General features: G+C 60.9%; 11 protein-coding genes. 10 read left to right on the top strand and 1 reads right to left on the bottom strand.

Annotation, left to right across the window (positions count from 1 at the left end; translation table 11 throughout):
- Positions 1–25 precede the first annotated feature (25 nt).
- The 4 genes from ONB52_03780 (at position 26) to ONB52_03795 (ending at position 6069) form a co-directional block, all read left to right on the top strand.
- Complete coding sequence (locus tag ONB52_03780; protein ID MDZ7415263.1) at positions 26–2020, top strand: sigma 54-interacting transcriptional regulator; 1995 nt, start codon at positions 26–28, stop codon at positions 2018–2020.
- A 552-nt stretch (positions 2021–2572) separates the two neighbouring features.
- On the top strand, positions 2573–3697 hold the full coding sequence (locus ONB52_03785) for a TRAP transporter substrate-binding protein (protein ID MDZ7415264.1): 1125 nt from the start codon (positions 2573–2575) through the stop codon (positions 3695–3697).
- 183 nt (positions 3698–3880) lie between these two features.
- Positions 3881–5545, top strand: coding sequence for a methylmalonyl-CoA mutase family protein (locus tag ONB52_03790; GenBank protein MDZ7415265.1), 1665 nt, complete (start codon positions 3881–3883; stop codon positions 5543–5545).
- Between the two features lie 122 nt (positions 5546–5667).
- On the top strand, positions 5668–6069 hold the full coding sequence (locus tag ONB52_03795) for a cobalamin B12-binding domain-containing protein (protein MDZ7415266.1): 402 nt from the start codon (positions 5668–5670) through the stop codon (positions 6067–6069).
- Between the two features lie 258 nt (positions 6070–6327).
- Here the strand turns inward: ONB52_03795 and ONB52_03800 are convergent, their stop codons facing one another.
- Positions 6328–7533 (bottom strand): PP2C family protein-serine/threonine phosphatase, encoded by a 1206-nt coding sequence (locus ONB52_03800; GenBank protein MDZ7415267.1) that lies wholly within the window; start codon positions 7531–7533, stop codon positions 6328–6330.
- A 166-nt stretch (positions 7534–7699) separates the two neighbouring features.
- On the opposite strand from ONB52_03800, the gene ONB52_03805 reads away from it, so the two are divergent.
- From ONB52_03805 to nrfD, 6 genes are all read left to right on the top strand, one after another.
- Entirely contained in the window at positions 7700–8386 is a 687-nt protein-coding gene (locus tag ONB52_03805) for a haloacid dehalogenase-like hydrolase (protein ID MDZ7415268.1), read from the top strand.
- 296 nt (positions 8387–8682) lie between these two features.
- Positions 8683–11004 (top strand): thioredoxin domain-containing protein, encoded by a 2322-nt coding sequence (locus tag ONB52_03810; protein ID MDZ7415269.1) that lies wholly within the window; start codon positions 8683–8685, stop codon positions 11002–11004.
- A 139-nt stretch (positions 11005–11143) separates the two neighbouring features.
- Positions 11144–12640: a glycerol kinase GlpK gene (gene glpK / locus ONB52_03815; GenBank protein MDZ7415270.1), complete on the top strand. Its 1497-nt coding sequence runs from the start codon at positions 11144–11146 to the stop codon at positions 12638–12640.
- Positions 12641–13543: 903 nt separating this feature from the next.
- Positions 13544–14191, top strand: coding sequence for a cytochrome c family protein (locus ONB52_03820; GenBank protein MDZ7415271.1), 648 nt, complete (start codon positions 13544–13546; stop codon positions 14189–14191).
- 5 nt (positions 14192–14196) lie between these two features.
- Positions 14197–17178 (top strand): TAT-variant-translocated molybdopterin oxidoreductase, encoded by a 2982-nt coding sequence (locus ONB52_03825; protein ID MDZ7415272.1) that lies wholly within the window; start codon positions 14197–14199, stop codon positions 17176–17178.
- A 90-nt stretch (positions 17179–17268) separates the two neighbouring features.
- Entirely contained in the window at positions 17269–18651 is a 1383-nt protein-coding gene (gene nrfD / locus ONB52_03830; GenBank protein MDZ7415273.1) for a polysulfide reductase NrfD, read from the top strand.
- The last annotated feature ends 41 nt before the right edge of the window (positions 18652–18692 follow it).

Genomic DNA, 18692 nt, shown 5'->3' on the forward strand with positions numbered 1-18692 from the left:
CCATCTCAGATTTGCCGTTCAACATATGTGGCTGCACGTTTTTTATCTCCCCTTTTCTTCCACACCGGCTGGCACACCGGACGAGGAAGCGCCAGCCGCGCCCGAGCTTGGCCGGCAGTTGCAGCAGTGCGGTGGCGATGAATGGCTGCTGGTGCGCGGCCCGGAGTTGCTGGAGCTGTATTTGGCCTGCAATGCCCGCACCGCTGTCGCTGCGGCACCCGGCGTGAAAAAAATCCATGCCGTTCTCCAGCCTCTGCTTGCCGGTGCCGCAACCGGGCCGGTCACCGCCTTGCAGGCAGGAGAGGCGGCTGCGCATTTCCTGCGTTCCGCACTGGGAGGGATGCCCGGCGGCCATGTGCAGCAGCAACACGCGGTGGCCCTGCGCAAGGCGTTCGCAACCGCGCAGGAGAACGGCCATGTCGGGGTCCTGCTCAATCGCCTGTTTCAACGTGCGCTGTGGCTCTCCGAAAAGGTGCGCAGCGAAACCGCCTGGTATGAAGGCACAACGGCGCTGGCTCCTGCCATTATCGAAGTCACCGGCAAAATTTTTGGCACATTGCGCGATCGCCAGGCTCTGCTGATCGGCAGCACCGCCGAAGCGATTGCCACCGCGCAGGCACTGCAGCAGGCCGGTCTCGGCCGGTTCTGTTTCGTTGCGGCTGATGCCCGCGAGGAAATGCGCATGAGCAGGACCCTGCCGGCAGCCGTGCCCGTCCCGCTCGAAAACGGCAACTCTCTGCCGCGCGTCGATCTGATCCTGATTTTTTCCGTGCCCCCGTCTGTGGTGGAGGGCAAATTGCTCTCCCGGCTGATCACGCAGCGGCAGCATGCCACCCTGCTGCTCGCCGATCTCACCGCCGAGCTGGCCGGCGAGGCGCTGGCGAAAGCGGATAATCTTTTTTACTTCACGCGCGCCGATCTCCATCGGATTTTGGAGCGCAGCCAGCCCGACCGCCGCGCCATCGAGCAAAAAGTCGCCGGCTGGATTGCGCGCGAGGCGGAGCAATTCCTGGCGTGGGCCAATTCGGATGAACCGTTTCATTTCGGCGCGATGGTGGGCAGCAGCCGGCCCATGCAAAAAGTGTTTGAGCTGATCGCACGGGTGGCCCGCACCGACATCACCATTCTGATTCAGGGGGAGAGCGGCACCGGCAAGGAATTGGTGGCGCGCGCCATTCATGACGAAAGCACGCGCGCCCGCCAGCCGTTCGTCGTGGTCAACTGCGGCGCCATTCCGGAAAACCTGCTGGAGAGTGAATTGTTCGGCCACGTGCGCGGTGCCTTTACCGGCGCCCTGCGCGACAAAAAAGGCCTGTTCGAGGAGGCCCATACCGGCACCATCTTCCTGGATGAAATCGGCGAGCTGCCGGTCGCGCTGCAGGTCAAGCTTCTGCGCTTTTTGCAGGAGGGCGAGATCAAACGCGTGGGCAGCAATCACACCCTGCTGCTCAACGTGCGCGTCATTGCCGCCACCAATCGCGATTTGGAGGAGATGGTTGAGCAGGGCCGGTTCCGCAGCGATTTGTTCTATCGCCTCAACGTCATTCGTCTGGAGTTGCCGCCGCTGCGCGAACGGCCGGAGGATATACCCCTGCTGGCCCGTCATTTCCTGCAGAAATTTGCCACCCGTTTGCGCCGGCCGGCGCGCGCTTTCACCAGCGCGGCGCTCGCCCGGCTCACCAGTTATGACTGGCCGGGCAACGTGCGCGAACTCGAGAACGCCATCGAACGCGCCGTCGCGCTCTCGCTCGACGAGGAAATCGACGTGCTCGAATTGCCCGAGTCCCTGCGGAAAAGCGCGGGCCGGCCCCTCGCCGCCTTGAACGGCCGGTTGACTTTGGAGGAAGTCGAGAAACGGCACATCTTGGAAACGCTGGACTATTGTCAGGGCAACTATGATGAAGCCGCGCGTTTGCTCGCCATCGGCCGCACCACCTTGTGGCGCAAGCTGAAAAAGTATCAGGAAGAGATGGCAAAGCCGGCTGCTTCCGCCGCACTGTCTGAAACCGGGCCCGGATGAAGCACGGCGGGCAAGCCCTTCAGAAGTGGCACGATTCTCACAGTTTGCAAACCCACTCGGCCGTGGCATTCCTTGCAGAGAGTATCTGCCGGATCGCAATATAAAGTCACGGTCAAACCGTGGCAGAACGGTTACCCTTTGTGAAACTCCCGCTGCTTTGCGCCTTTTCGTGTTTTGGATCTGGGATTCTTATCGCTTCGAAAAGGTTGGCAGCATTGGGCTGCAAGCCTGTGCTGCGGCATTGTCATGACAAAAGAAAGGCCGGTTTGTATTGCCTTGCGTTCCGCGCGTCTTTGCGGCTCAAGAAAACCGTTGCGCTTGTGATGGTTTTCCCGGAATCATTGTCATGTCCGCTGGCGCAGCCCTCGCCATGAAAATGCCGCGCTCCCTGCCATGCTGGCTGGAAGGCTGCGCCCCGGCATGTTTGGAGGCATTACAAACCGTCTTGCAAACATTCACGTGTCGGTCTGCTTATGCCGGCTTCCTGAACGATGCCGGTCTGCCTGCTTTGCTGTCTTGTCGTGGTTCCAAACTCTACTGACTGGATCTCCCATGAAAACTGTCGATCGTCGCGGCTTCCTCAAGCATGCTTCCTCCGCAGCCCTGGCCGGCGGCGCCTGGCTGGCAGGCTGCCGCTCCCGGCCGGAAACACAATCACCCGCCGGCGCGCCCGCTGTGCATACCCGCAAAGCCTACGAGTGGAAAATGGTGACGACCTGGCCGCCGCATTTTCCCGTGATGGGCGAAGGCGCCGATCTCATCGCACAATGGATCGCGGAAATGTCGGAGGGCCGCCTGCGGATTCAAGTTTATGGCGGGGGCGAGCTGGTGCCGCCGTTCGAAGCGTTCGAGGCGGTTTGGCAGGGCATTGCAGAGATGAGTCATGGCGTGTCCTATTACTGGACTGGCAAATGCCCGGCGGCGCCCTTCTTCTCCGCGGTGCCGTTCGGCATGAATGCCCAGCAAATGAACGCCTGGTTGTTTTGCGGAGGCGGCCTGGCGCTCTGGGAGGATGCCTATGCGCCGTTCAACCTCATCCCCATGCCCGCCGGCAACACCGGCGTGCAAATGGGCGGCTGGTTCAACAAAGAGATCAACTCCCTCGCCGACCTCAAGGGCTTGAAGATGCGCATTCCGGGTCTGGGTGGCAAAGTGATCGACCAGGCCGGTGGCAACGGTTTGTCGACGCCGGGTTCGGAAATCTACACCAATCTCGAACGCGGCGTGATCGACGCCACGGAATGGGTGGGGCCCTACCACGATTATCTGCTCGGCCTGCACAAGATCGCCAAATACTACTACTACCCCGGCTGGCATGAGCCGGGTCCGGTGCTGGAACTGGCCGTCAACAAGTCTGCCTTTGAAAAACTGCCGTCCGATCTGCAGGCCATCATTCGCACTGCCGCGGCCCGCGCCAATGCCTGGATGCTGAGCGAATTCGAAGCCAGGAACAACCTCTATTTGCAGAAGCTCATCCAGGAGCATCATGTCATCATCAAGAAATTCCCGGACGAAGTGCTCGCCTCCTTTCGCCGCCTCTCCGCCGAGGTCATCGACGAAATCATTGCACGGGACGCGATGAGCAGGAAGGTCTACACTTCCTTCGAGCAGTTCCGCAAGCAGGTCGCCTCCTGGGCGGAGATTTCCGAGAAAGTCTATTATCAGCTTGCCGGCTGAGGCAACCGGCGCGCTCGACGCGGTTTTGCCGCAACGAGGCGGGGAAGCCGGTGCCTTGACTTTTCCGGCGGTTTGGCGTATTTTAGCCGCGCCTGACCCGGGAAGCGCGCCGCCTTGCCCTGCATCCGTTCAAAATGCATCATCGCCTCCGGCGATCACCAACCCCTTGCAGCGGAGCCTGTCATGTCGAACCCAAAATCGCAATACGCGCAAGAACGCGAACGTTGGCAGCGGGAAACCCGGTCGAAGTTCAAAGACCGGCCGGGCAAATTCATGACCACCTCCGGCGTGCCGGTCAAGGATCTCTACGGTCCCGATGACATCGCGCACATTGATCCGCTCCGCGACATCGGTTTTCCCGGCGAGTTTCCCTACACGCGCGGCATTCACGCCAACATGCACCGTGGCCGGTTGTGGACCATGCGCCAGTTTGCCGGCTTCGGCACGCCGGTGGACACCAACAAACGCTTCAAATATCTGCTCGAAAACGGCCAAACCGGCCTGTCCGTTGCCTTCGATCTGCCCACCCTCATGGGCCGCGACTCCGATGACCCGCTCTCCGAAGGGGAAGTGGGTGTTTGCGGCGTCGCCATTTCCTCGTTGCGCGACATGGAAGTGTTGTTCGACGGCATTCCGCTCGACAAGGTCAGCACCTCGATGACGATCAACTCGCCGGCGGCGGTGTTGCTGGCCTTTTACATTTGCGTCGGCAAAAAACAGGGCGTGCCCGAGAGCAAATTGCGCGGCACCCTGCAAAACGACATTTTAAAGGAGTACATCGCACAAAAGGAGTTCATCTTCCCGCCCGAGCCCTCGATGAAGATCGTGGTGGACACCATCGAGTATTGCACGCGCCATGTGCCGGAATGGAACACCATCTCGATCAGCGGCTATCACATTCGCGAAGCCGGCAGCACCGCAGTGCAGGAGCTCGCCTTCACCCTGGCGGACGGCTTTGCCTATGTCGAAGCGGCGATGAAGGCCGGCCTGGCGGTGGACGAGTTCGCGCCGCGCCTGTCCTTCTTCTTCAATTCCCATCTCGATTTCTTCGAGGAGATCGCCAAGTTTCGCGCCGCCCGCCGCATATGGGCGCGCCGCATGCGTGACCGCTACGGCGCCAAAGACGAACGCTCCTGGAAGCTGCGCTTTCACACCCAAACCGCGGGCTGTTCCCTCACCGGCCAGCAGCCGATGAACAACATCGTGCGCACCGCTTTCGAGGCGCTCGCCGGCGTGCTGGGCGGCACGCAGTCACTGCACACCAATTCGCTGGATGAAACCTGGGCGTTGCCCACGGAATTCGCCGCCAAAATCGCACTCCGCACCCAGCAGATTATCGCGTATGAAACGGGCGTGACCAACACCGTCGATCCGCTCGCCGGCTCCTACTTCGTCGAGCAGCTCACCAGCCAGATGGAGCAGGAGGCGGAGGAATATTTCCGCAAGATCGACGCGCTCGGCGGCGTGATTCCCGCCATCAAGGAGGGTTTCTTCCAGCGTGAAATCGCGGCCGCCGCACGGCGCTATCAGGAAGAAATTGAAAAGAAGGAAAGGCTGATCGTGGGGGTGAATGCCTTCGTCGAGCCGGACGAAAAGCTGGAGATCCCGATTCTCAAGATCGATCCCAGCGTTGAGAAGCTGCAGGCGCAAAATCTCGCCCGGTTGCGCGCCGAGCGCAACAACACCGCGGTGCGGCAGACCCTGGCGAAACTCAAAGAAGCGGCGCAGGAGGGCCGCAACATCATGCCGGCCTTGATTGACTGCAGCATGGCTTACTGCACACTCGGCGAGATCATCAACGAGCTCAAAGCCGTCTACGGCACCTGGCGGGAGGAACCGGTGTTTTGAGATTGCCGCGGCGCTTCCTGCCGGTGACCGGGCAGCCAGAGGGGAAGTTGGGGGCACAACATTGAAGAAAACATTCTGGAAAAAAGAAAACACCATTATTTGAACAGGGAGCATGCCGTTTCATGGAGCGCAAAATTCGTGTGCTGGTGGGCAAGCTCGGACTTGATGGTCATGACCGCGGCGCCAAAATCATCGCCAGCGCCCTGCGGGATGCCGGCTTCGAAGTGATCTATTCCGGGCTGCATCAAACCCCGGAGATGATCGTCGAAGCCGCGCTGCAGGAGGACGTCGAAGTCATCGGCATCTCGATGCTCTCCGGCGCGCATATGACGCTGTTTCCGCGTGTGCTGGAGCTGATGAAAAAGAACGACATGTCCGACGTGCTCCTGCTTGCCGGCGGCACCATCCCGCCGGATGACGCGGCCGCGCTGGAGCGCATGGGTGTCGCACGCGTTTTCGGCCCGGGCACCGACACCCGTGACATCATCGCCCTGATCCGCGAGTGGGCGGCCAGGCGCAATTGAAGTGTTGCCGACTGCGCAACGGTCCGTGTGCCATGCGATGAAAAGCATGTGCGCCCGGCAGCCGTGGCCCGAAGCTCTCCAGAGTCATGTGTTATCGCAGAAGGAATGCCGCAGATCCCGCAAAAGCAACAGGGCCTGAACGTGCGGTTGTCCAGTCCTCTGCATTCCCCCTCGTGACCGTCGCCGCGCCGGCGACTGAATGCGCGGCTGCCATTTTCCCGCGCGTGCAGATGGGAATGCGGCAGCAGCGGTTTGATTTCACGCCGCCAGGCGTTTGATGATCACCAGCGTGGCGTCGTCCTCCCACTTGGCGTTTTCGCCGAATGCGAACACGGTATTGAACACCGTCTCGAGAATTTCGGCAGCGCTTTTTTCCTGGTTGGTCATGATCAAGCTCTGCAGCCGTTCCAGGCCGAACGCCTCGCCCTCGGGGTTGCGGCGTTCGAAGATGCCGTCGCTGTACATCGCCATGACCGCGCCCGGCTCGAAGTTGGCCAGGGAACGATGAATCGCGAGCTCGGGCAGCGCACCCAGAATGATGCCGGTGGGCCGCAGTTCCGTCACCGCGGTGCCGCGAATGAGCAGCGGCGAAGGATGGCCGGCATTGGCATAGATGATGTGGCCATTGCTTTCGATTTCACCATAAAACAGCGACACGAAGCGGGTGGAATAAGTGCTGCGATGAATCACCCGGTTGAGCTTCTTGAGCGTGTGCACCATTTTCATTTGCTCTTCCAAACCCATGCGCAAGCCGGTCACCACATCCCGCACCAGCAGCGCGGCCGGCAGGCCGTGGCCGCTGGCATCGCCAATGCTGACGCCGAACATTTCATTGCTGAACGGAAAATAGTCGAACAAATCCCCGCCCACCAGCTCCGCCGGCTGGGAACGGCCGGCGATCTCATAGCCCTGAATGTGCGGCGGGGTCTGCGGCAGCAGGCTGTTCTGAATGTGCGCCGCCTGCTCCAGCCCGCTTTTGACGGCATCGGAGAACAGGCGGTAATTCAACGCCGCGCGCACGGCATTCATGCAGAACTCGATTTCCTCGCGCACCCAGCCGGCCTTGAGCTCGAACACCACGATCCAGCGTTCGTTGGGGCTGCGCCCCACGGTGAAGGCCGCGGGAATGGCGTATTCCTCCTGCTGGCTGATGGCGCGGTCGATGCTGAGCGCGGGATCATCATAAATGTAGCTGCCGTATTTGAGCAGCAGTTTCACCGCCTCGGCGTCGGCGGCCAGCCGGACCGCGCCGCGCATGCTTTTGGACTGTCCGGGGCGACGCACCTGGACGAATTCATCTCCCACTTCTTCATAGATGCGGCCGTTGCTGATGTGCAAATCCACACTGAAATTCTGTTCGATGGCGCGCAAAATGGTAAACAAAAAATTCTTGCCGGATTTCTCCCGGCCAATGGTAGTCAGCAGGGCATCGAGTTTGCGATAAAATGTCTTTGGCTCGAGCATGACATTCCTTTCGTGAAAGCATCGGCAGCAATGGTATCATTTTTGGCCGCCACATGCAAGCAGCAAAAAGCCGTTTTGCTTCGCCCTGCAATGTCTTATATTGCTGGCCATTCGTGTCATGGTAAACAGCTTGCTCGTTTCTGGCAACACAGGAGTCACAGCCGAGGTGAAGATTCTTCTGTTCGATATCGACGGTACGCTCATTCATTCCGGCGGCTCGGGCATGCACGGCATGACCCTGGCCTTCGAAGAGCTGTACGGCATTGCCAATGCGTTCGACGGCATCGTGGTCTCCGGCCGCACCGACACGCTGATTTTCCGTGATGCGCTCGCGAAACATGGCCTGCCCTGGCGCGAGCAGGAGCTGGAACGCTACAAACAACGCTATTTCATTCATCTCGCCGCCGACCTGCAGCGGCCGCGGCCCCAACGCCGCCTCATGCCGGGCTTTCCCGAAGTGCTCGAACGCTTGCGCGCCCTGCCGCAATTTCATCTCGGCCTGCTCACCGGCAATTGGTACAAGGCGGCTGAAATCAAGCTGCAGCATTTCGATTTGTGGAAGTACTTTGAGTTTGGTGCCTTCAGCGATGACGAAAGCGACCGCAACAAGCTGGTGCCGCATGCGCTGCGCCGGGTGCGGGAGCGATACCACTTTGTTCCCCGCAATCATGACGTTTATGTCATTGGCGACACCCCGCGCGACGTCGCGTGCGCCCGGCCGCATGGCGTCGTCGCCATCGCAGTGGCCACCGGCGACTACAGCCTCGAACAACTGCGCGCCGCGGAGCCTGATCATTTGTTTCAGGATTTCTCCCGGCCCGGGGAATTCCTGAAGATTTTTCTGGACGGGTAACTTGACCGGGCCTGTTGGCATGCGCCGTCTGTGGCGCCGCGCCAGGGAGGCGTGGCGGCTGCCCAACGTGTTGCTGTTTCGACCCGGCCGGAGGCAACACGACGAAGACCTGGGGAAACGTAATGCTCGCGAAGGGACGGCCGGTTTATTGCGGGAACCCTGGCGACAAGGGTCGCACCCAAAACACCACCGTCCGGGCGCTTCCTCAAGAGCTGGCTTTGCCGGGCGTGTGTGAACTTCGGGGCTGAGCGCCCGGGTGGTTTCTGCCTCACCGATCGGACTCTTGCAAGGTGCTCGTGAGAATTTCAAACGGACACGCGGTCGTCTTCGCCTTTGCCGTGCTCGCGCTTGCCGGTCTGGTCGCGAGCCATTTCAAGCTGCATCACGTGGTTCTGCCGCCCCCGCCACTTGCCGTTGCTCAACAGCTAGCCGAGGATGACATGAACCCTTTCGCTGCCGACTTTGCCGAACATCTGGCGCATGGCCGCAAACCCAACCGCCTGATTCATGAGAAAAGCCCCTATCTCCTGCAGCATGCCTTCAATCCGGTGGACTGGTATCCCTGGGGCGAGGAGGCGTTCGCCAAAGCGCGGCGCGAGAACAAGCCCATCTTTCTCTCCATCGGCTATGCCACCTGCCATTGGTGCCACGTCATGGAGCGCGAGTCCTTCGAGAACGACAGCATTGCGGCCCTCATGAACGAGCACTACGTCTGCATCAAGGTCGATCGCGAGGAGCGTCCGGATGTCGATCGTGTTTACATGGCAGTGGTGCAGGCCCTGACGGGCGCCGGCGGCTGGCCGCTCTCGGCGTGGCTGACACCGGAGCTCAAGCCGTTCTACGCCGGCACCTATTTCCCGCCGGAGCCGCGCCATGGCCGGCCGGGTTTCCCGCAGCTTTTGTTGCAGCTCAGCCGTGTCTGGCGGGAGCAGCGCGCACAGGTGCTGGCGACGAGCACGCAAATCATTCAGGCCATGCAGCAGGAGGTTGCCGCGGCAGAGGCGGCGCGGCCGGTGGATTTCGCCGCCCTGGCACGCCATGCTTTTGCACAATTCCGTCAAAGCTATGATGAACGTCTGGGCGGTTTTGGCGGCGCGCCCAAATTTCCGCGGCCGGCGGTGTTCCATTTTCTCCTGCGCTATTATGCCCGCACGCAGGAGAAAAGCGCGCTCGCCATGACGCTGCACACACTGCGCTGTATGTGGGCTGGCGGCATCTATGACCATCTCGGCGGCGGCTTTCACCGCTACGCCGTGGATGCCTATTGGCGCGTGCCGCATTTCGAAAAAATGTTGTATGATCAGGCACAACTGGCATGCGCTTATTTGGAAGCTTATCAGCTCACCCGGGAGGAATTTTATGCCCGGGTGGCCCGCGAGGTGCTGGATTACGTGCTGCGCGACATGACGCATCCCGAAGGCGGCTTCTATTCGGCGGAGGATGCCGACAGCGCGCCGGATCCCGCGCATCCCGCGGAAAAGGAGGAAGGCGCATGCTATCTGTGGCGCAAGCAGGAAATTGTGAACCTGCTCGGCGGTAAACAGGCCGAAATTTTCTGTTATCTCTACGGCGTGAGTGACAGCGGCAACACGATCAGTGATCCCCACGGTGAGTTCCGCGACCGCAACGTGCTGTATGCCGCCCGCACGCCGGCGGAAGCGGCGGCGCATTTTGCCCTGCCGGAAACGGCGATCAACGAAATCCGCGCACGCGGCCGGGCGCAATTATTCGCTGCGCGTCTGCAGCGACCGCGGCCGCTGCGTGATGACAAGATCATCACCGCCTGGAACGGCCTGATGATCTCGGCATTTGCCCGCGCTTATCAGGTGCTGGAGGAGCGCGTTTACCTCGAAGCGGCGCAGCGGGCAGCCGCATTCGTGCTCGCCCGCAACTTTGACCCCGCCGGCGCCACACTCAAACGCCGCTACCGGGACGGCGAGTCCAGGCACCCGGCGCAGCTCGAGGACTATGCCTTCTTCGTGCAGGGGCTGCTGGATTTGTATGAAGCCGGTTTCGAAATTGCCTGGTTGCAACTGGCCGAGCAGTTGACGGAAACGCAAAACCGCATTTTTTACGATGCCGCGGGCGGCGGCTTTTTCGATACGGCCGGGGATGATGACCGCATCCTGCTGCGCATGAAAGACGAGTATGACGGCGCCGAACCTTCCGGCAATGCGGTGGCGGCGGCCAACCTTCTCCGTCTCGCGCAAATGCTCGACAAACCGCAATGGTGGGAACTCGCCCTGCAAACCCTGCAACGCTTTGCCACCCGGCTGGAGAAAATTCCGCAGGCCGCGCCACAAATGCTCGCCACCATGGATTTCAGCCGGAACCAACCGGCGCAAATCATTCTCGCCGGCGATCCGCAGGCGGAGGATACGCGCACGCTGTTGCGCGCGGTGCAGCAACGCTTTCGACCCAACAAGATTTTGTTGCTGGCCGGCGGCGACGGGTGGGAGTATTTGTGCGAAAAATTGCCCGTCTTGAACGCGATGACCATGCACGATGGCCGGGCGACGGCCTACGTCTGCGAAAACTACGCCTGCCAGTTGCCGACCACTGACGCGGCCGTGCTCACCCGGCTTTTGTCAGGATCGGAAAAGCCGGCTGCGGAATGACCGGCAGGAGAAGCCGTGTGGCTCCCCAGGCGCCGGTCGCGGCAAGGGCCAAGCCTTGCCACAAAGCCGGCAGGCCACGCTCGTGTCATGAAAGATTGCCGACAGGTTTCTTCGAGTGAAGCAAGCAGGGAGAGAAGCGATGAAATACCTCCTGGCGTTGGATCAGGGCACCACCAGCAGCCGCAGTATCATCTTCGATCAGGAGGGGAACATGCGGGCCTGGTCGCAGCAGGAATTCACGCAGTACTATCCGCAGCCTGGCTGGGTGGAGCATGACCCCGAAGAAATCTGGCAAACGCAACTGGCCACTGCGCGCGCGGCATTGCAAAAAGCCGGGCTGAGTGCAAAGGACATTGCGGCGATAGGCATCACCAATCAACGCGAGACCACCCTGCTGTGGGAGCGCAAGACCGGAAAGGCCGTGCATCCCGCCATCGTCTGGCAGGATCGGCGCACCGCTGCGCTCTGCGATGAGATTCGCGCCACCAAGTGGCGCCAGGAAATTTCCCGGCGCACCGGCCTGGTGGCGGATCCCTATTTCTCCGCCACCAAAATCAAATGGCTGCTGGACAACGTCGCCGGACTGCGGCCGCGCGCCCGGCAGGGCGAACTCGCCTTCGGCACGATTGACACCTGGCTGTTGTGGAAGCTGACCGGCGGCAAAGTTCATGCGACGGATTGCTCGAATGCCTCCCGCACGCTGCTGTTCAACATTCATGAGTGCGATTGGGATCGCGAACTGCTGGCACTTTTCGACATCCCGGCGGCGTTGCTGCCCAAAGTGCGGCCCAGCAGCGGCCTGTTTGGGCTGGCGGCGGCGGAGTGGCTGGGCGCGGAGATTCCGATTGCCGGCATCGCCGGCGATCAACAAGCCGCGTTGTTCGGGCAAACCTGTTTCAAACCCGGCATGCTGAAAAACACTTATGGCACCGGCTGCTTCATGCTGATGCAAACCGGCGCACAGGCGTTTGCTTCGCAGCATGGTTTGCTGACCACGATTGCCTGGCAGATTGGCGGCGGCCAGGTGCAATACGCGCTCGAAGGCTCGGTGTTTGTCGCGGGCGCCGTGGTGCAGTGGCTGCGTGATGAGTTGCAGATCATCAAGTCAGCGTCGGAGATCGAGCACCTGGCGGCACAAGTAAAGGACAACGGCGGGGTCTATCTCGTGCCGGCTTTTGCCGGGCTGGGTTCGCCGTATTGGGATGCCGGGGCGCGTGGCACAATCGTGGGCTTGACCCGCGGCACCAATCGTGGTCACCTGGCGCGCGCGGCGCTGGAGGCGATTGCCTATCAGTCGCGCGACCTGGCCGAGGCCATGCAGGAAGACGCCGGCATCACCCTCACGGAATTGCGGGTGGATGGTGGCGCTGTGGGCAATGATTTGCTCATGCAGTTTCAGGCGGATATTGTGCCCACGCCGGTGGTGCGTCCGGCGGTGACCGAGACCACGGCGCTGGGCGCGGCTTATCTGGCGGGCCTGGCGGTGGGATGCTGGCGCGATCTCGATGATCTCAGCCGGCACTGGCGCGCACAGACACGCTTTTCCCCCTCGATGCCGGAGGCCGAGCGCCGGCAGCTTTATCATAACTGGCGCCGGGCCGTGGGCCGTGCCGCGGGATGGTTGCAAAACGACTGAAGCAAGCGTTTGAAATCCAAAGGGGACGCGTCACAATCAAATAAAGGCCGGCCCCCAACAGGCAAGTTCCTCGGTTGTCGCCGGGGAAAGCAGGGCAGAAGCCGCCGTCTGTAACCGCGATGGCCTGCCCTGCTCCACAGGATGGCACGCGGCACCGACGACGTATGGCCTGGGCTGCGTGTCGGGACGTAGCGCAGAGCTCTTGTCCAATGCTGCCAACTTTTTCGAAGCGATAAAATTCAAAAGCCAGAACACGCAAGGACGGCAGGACGCCGGGGTTTCGCAAAGGATCACCGTTCCGCCACGGTTTGACCGTGGCCTTCTCTTGCGACCCTGCGGATGCTCTCTGCAGGAATGCCACGGCCATGCCGTGGCAGATCAAAAAGGGGACGGAACTGCCACCGCGAAGATTTTTGAATCATGCAACCCACCAAGAGCACGAGGAGAAACCCGGTGGTCTGTGTGATTTTTGTGGTGCGGAGGTTTATTGTCGGGCAATTGCTGCAGAAAAACTCCTGGCGTGAGAGTTTTTGCTTCGTTTGAAAAGTTGGTGACCATTGAACATCTTGTCCACAGGCAGGAAGGCCTGCCCTGCTCCACACGCAGCCGGGATGATTACCCGTCAACGAGAAAATTGCTTGACAATAGATGAATCTTTTCTATTTTTGCCACCTGTTTTCAATTACGTGATGTGTCATCAGGCTTTTCGGTGCGCTTGCAGAGATGGGCACGCTCGCCCGCGTCAGCCCGCTTTGCTTGTCCAAGCCAGGAAGGGTTAGGGAGCTTTCCCGCCAACTTGTCGCATCTGCCCGATAAATCCCTCGAGGCTCAGGCGTGTCCGACTGCAGTTTGCCTGGCAATTTGAAAACAGCTTTCCGCCTGATCATCGATTCGAGAATTCTGATGGCTCAGATTTTTCACCCGAGTACGAACACTCTTTCCAAAGTCAGTATTTTCGGAGCAGTTTTTTTCGTGGGCGGCTTCCTGTGGTTGATGCTGGTGCTGGAGCGTTCCGCCTACGTGACGCAGGCCAATGTCGTGCGCGAGCAGCCGGTGGCGTTCAGCCATCGCCACCATGTCGGCCAGCTCGGCATTGACTGCCGTTACTGTCACACCTCCGTGGAAGAAAGTGCTTTCGCCGGCATTCCCGCCACCAAAACCTGCATGACCTGCCACTCCCAGATTCATACCACCGCCCCGATTCTCGAACCGGTGCGTGAGAGTTGGCGCAGCGATCGCGCGATCGCCTGGGTGCGGGTCAATGATCTCCCCGATTTCGTTTACTTCAACCACAGCATCCACCTGAAAAAGGGCGTAGGCTGCGTCACCTGTCACGGCCCGATTCAGGAGATGGCACTCACCTGGCGCGAAAACCCGCTGGAAATGGCCTGGTGCCTGCAATGCCATCGCCATCCGGAAAAATACGTCCGGCCGCGCGACCAGGTCTTCAGCACCACCTGGCAGGCCGGGGATCAGGAGAAACTGGGCGCCCAACTGGTGCAGGAATACCAGATCCGCAAACTAACCGATTGTTCCATTTGCCATCGATGAGCACGATGATGGACACGCCTCACCTCGATTTGGAGGAAATCCGCCGGCGTTTGAACGGCAAACAGGGCAGACACTATTGGCGCAGCCTGGAAGAGCTGGCTGAGACGCCGGCCTTTCAGCAGTTCGTGGAGAATGAATTCGCGCCCGGCGTGGTGGATTACTCCAACGCGGTCAGTCGCCGTAATTTTCTCAAGTTCATGGGCGCTTCGCTGGCGCTCGCCGGTTTGAATGCGTGCACACGCCAGCCGGTGGAGAAGATCTTTCCCTATGTACAGCCGCCCGAACAACTGGTGCCCGGCAACCCGGTCTACTTTGCCACGGCCATGGTGCAGCGCGGTTTTGCGCGGGGTCTGTTGGCGGAGAGCCACATGGGCCGGCCCACCAAAGTCGAAGGCAATCCCGAGCATCCGGCCAGCCTGGGCGCCACGGACATCTTCGCGCAGGCCTCGGTGCTCACGCTTTATGATCCCGACCGGGCGCAGGTGGTCACGCGCACCGGCCGGGTCAGCACCTGGGACGCTTTTCTCTCCGATTTCAACCTCAAACTGGAGGCGCAGCGTCAAAAGCAGGGTGCGGGCTTGCGCGTGCTTACCGAGACTGTCACTTCGCCCACGCTGGCGGACCAATTGCAACGTCTGCACGCGGCTTTCCCGGCGGCGAAATGGCATCAATACGAACCCACCAGTCGCGATCAGGCGCGCGCCGGTGCCGCGCTGGCATTTGGGGAAGTGGTTGAGACGCATTACCGCTTTGATCGCGCCGCCGTGATTCTTGCCCTCGATGCCGATTTTCTCATCGATCATCCCAACAGTGTGCGTTACGCCCGTGATTTTTCCAGGCAGCGCCGCGTGGTTGACGGTGAAATGAAGATGAACCGGCTGTACATGATCGAAAGCACGCCGACCCTGACCGGCAGCATGGCGGATCATCGCCTGGCTCTGCCACCGGCAGCGCTCGAGCATTTCTCGCGGGCAGTGGCGGCAGAATGTGGGGTGGGCGGCAAACCGGCCGGAATCAGCCGCGCGCACGAGAAATGGATCAAAGCGATTGCCGAGGATTTGAAGGCTCATCGCGGAGCGGGGTTGGTAATCGCCGGCGATACCCAACCGCCGGTGGTGCATCTGCTGGCACATGCCCTCAATCACGCGCTGGGCAATGCCGGCAACACCGTCGTGTACACCGCGCCGGTGGAGGCGGAGCCGGTGGAGCAAATGGCGTCGCTGCGCGAACTGGTCGCTGACATGAAGGCCGGCGCCGTTGAAGTGCTGGTGATCCTGGGTGGCAACCCCGTGTTTACCGCGCCCGCCGATCTGGATTTCGCCGGCGCGCTTGCCAAAGTCGGCATGCGGGTGCAGCTCAGCCTGTATGAAGATGAAACCGCGGCGTTTTGCCACTGGCATATCCCCGAATCCCACTACCTCGAAGCGTGGAGTGACTGCCGTGCCTTCGACGGCACGGTGACCATCCTGCAGCCGCTGATTGCGCCACTGTACAACAGCAAATCGGCGCATGAGATACTGGCCGTCATGCTCGGCCAGAGCGGCTTGAGCAGTTATGAGGTGGTGCGGGAGTATTGGCAAAGGCATCATAATACACCGGACTTTGAAACCTTCTGGCAGGTGTCGGTGCATGACGGGGTGGTGGCCAATACCGCCCTGCCGCTGAAGTCAGTCAACTTTACCGGCCAGGTGCCGCCGCCCGCCGAACCGCTCGCCAGCCCGGGCCTCGCCATTTGCTTCCGGCCGGATCCCAGCGTGGGGGATGGCCGCTTCGCCAACAACGGTTGGTTGCAAGAACTACCGAAGCCGCTTACCAAGCTGACGTGGGATAATGCGGCGTTGCTCAGTCCGGCAACTGCACAGCGGCTGAAATTGCAGAATGAAGACGTTGTGGAACTGCATTATCAGGGCCGCACCGTGAAGGCGCCGGTGTGGATCATGCCCGGCCACCCCGAAGAAACCGTAACCGTTCACTTCGGCTATGGCCGCACCCGCGGCGGTCAGCTAGCCAACGGCACCGGCTTCAACGCCTATGCCCTGCGCACCTCGGCCGCGCCCTGGTTTGGCCACGGTCTGGAAATCCGCAAAACCGGCGACCGCTACCGGCTGGCCACCAGCCAGATGCATCACAGCATGGAGAATCGCCATCTCGTGCGCGTGGGTACACTGGCGGAATTCGTGGCGCATCCGGAGTTTGTCCACGAGATGGGGCACGAACCGCCGCCGGAAATGTCGCTCTATCCCGAGCACAAATACGACGGCAACTCCTGGGGCATGGTGATCGATTTGAATGCCTGCCTGGGCTGCAACGCCTGCACCATCGCCTGCCAGGCGGAGAACAATATCGCCGTGGTCGGCAAGGAGCAGGTGTTGATCGGCCGTGAGATGCACTGGATTCGGGTGGACCGCTACTACGAAGGCGATCTCGATCATCCCGACACCTATCATCAGCCGGTGCCGTGCATGCACTGTGAAAAGGCGCCCTGCGAGCCGGTGTGCCCGGTGGGCGCGACGGTGCACAGCTCCGAAGGCCTGAATGACATGGTCTACAACCGCTGCGTCGGGACACGCTACTGCGCCAACAACTGCCCCTACAAAGTGCGGCGCTTCAATTTCCTGCTCTATTCCGATTTCGAGACCCCGATTCTCAAACTGCAGCGCAACCCTGATGTCACGGTGCGCTCACGCGGGGTGATGGAAAAATGCACCTACTGCGTGCAACGCATCAACGCGGCGCGCATCGAAGCCAAAAAGGAAGATCGCGCCATCGCTGACGGCGAAATTCTCACCGCCTGCCAGCAGGTGTGTCCGGCGCAGGCGATCAGCTTCGGCAATCTCAATGACCCGAACAGCCGCGTGGCCAAACTGAAACAAAGCCCGCTCAACTACGGCCTGCTCGCCGAGTTGAACACCCGGCCGCGCACCACCTATCTCGCGCGGCTGCGCAATCCCAATCCGGCCTTACAGGAGGAAGGCAGCCCGGCGTGAGTTGCATGCGGACCAAGCGAAGGCTGTGCCGCATGCCGCAACGAAGTGACTGCCAGGCACAGGCGGGACGATAATCATCGCGCAAGAAACATGGCACAAACTGAAACGCTGCTCAACAAGCTGGCCAAATACCGCCAGGAGGCACCGGTCCTCGCGCCCGGCCACACCTACGGCTCGATCACCGACAAGGTGAGCGCGATCGTGCTCACCCGCAAGACGCCCAAAGGCTGGATCCTCGGCTTCACCATCACGTTTGCCGGCGTGATGATGCTGTTCGCGGCTCTGGCCTATCTCTTCGTCAAGGGCGTGGGCATTTGGGGCATCAACAATCCCGTGGGCTGGGGCTTTGCCATCATCAACCTGGTCTGGTGGATCGGCATCGGCCATGCCGGCACGTTGATCTCCGCCATCCTGTTGTTGTTTCGGCAGACATGGCGCACTTCGATCAACCGCTTTGCCGAAGCCATGACCCTGTTCGCGGTGGCTTGCGCCGGTATCTTTCCCCTCATTCACGTCGGCCGGCCGTGGCTGGCTTACTGGCTGTTGCCCTATCCCAACACCATGGCGCTCTGGCCGCAAACCCGCAGCCCGCTGGCCTGGGACGTGTTCGCCATCAGCACCTATGCCTCGGTGTCGGCGCTGTTCTGGTATATCGGATTGCTGCCCGATCTCGCCACGCTGCGCGATCGCACCAAGAACCGGTGGGTGCGCCTGATCTACGGCGTTCTTGCCATGGGCTGGCGCGGCTCGGCGGTGCACTGGTCGCGCTATGAAACCACCTACCTGCTGCTCGCCGGTCTGGCCACGCCGCTGGTGTTGTCGGTGCACACGGTGATCAGCTTCGACTTTGCGATGTCCATCATCCCCGGCTGGCACGCCACGATTTTTCCACCCTATTTCGTGGCGGGCGCCATCTATGCCGGGTTCGCGATGGTTTTGATTCTCGCCATCCCGCTGCGCGCGATCTACGGCCTGGAAGACTTCATCACCACCGTGCATCTCCGCAACATGGCGAAAATCATGCTGGCCACCGGCCTGATCGTCTGTTATGGTTATGCCGTGGAAGCGTTCATGGCCTGGTACAGCGCCAACGAATATGAATGGTACATGATGTGGAATCGGTGGACCGGCCCCTATGCCCCGGCTTATTGGGCCCTGCTCTTCTGCAACCTGGTGGTGCCGCAGTTGCTGTGGATCGAAAAGGTGCAGAGCAGCCCCCTCTGGCTGTTCGTGATCGCCATTGTGGTCAGCGTCGGCATGTGGCTGGAACGTTTCGTGATCGTCGTCACCAGTTTGCATCGCGATTTCCTGCCCTCCGCCTGGGGCATGTATTATCCCACTCCCTGGGACTGGGCAACGTATCTCGGCACCATCGGCTTGTTCTTCGCGCTCATCTTTCTGTTCGTGCGCGTGCTGCCCGCCATCTCGATCTTCGAGATGCGCACCCTGGTGCCCGTGGAAGAACACAAATAAAACCGCGCCGGCGGACGGAAGCCGAAGCGCCGTGCTTCGCC

The organism is candidate division KSB1 bacterium, assembly GCA_034506255.1.
In the GTDB taxonomy this organism is placed as follows: Bacteria; Zhuqueibacterota; Zhuqueibacteria; order Zhuqueibacterales; family Zhuqueibacteraceae; genus Coneutiohabitans; species Coneutiohabitans thermophilus.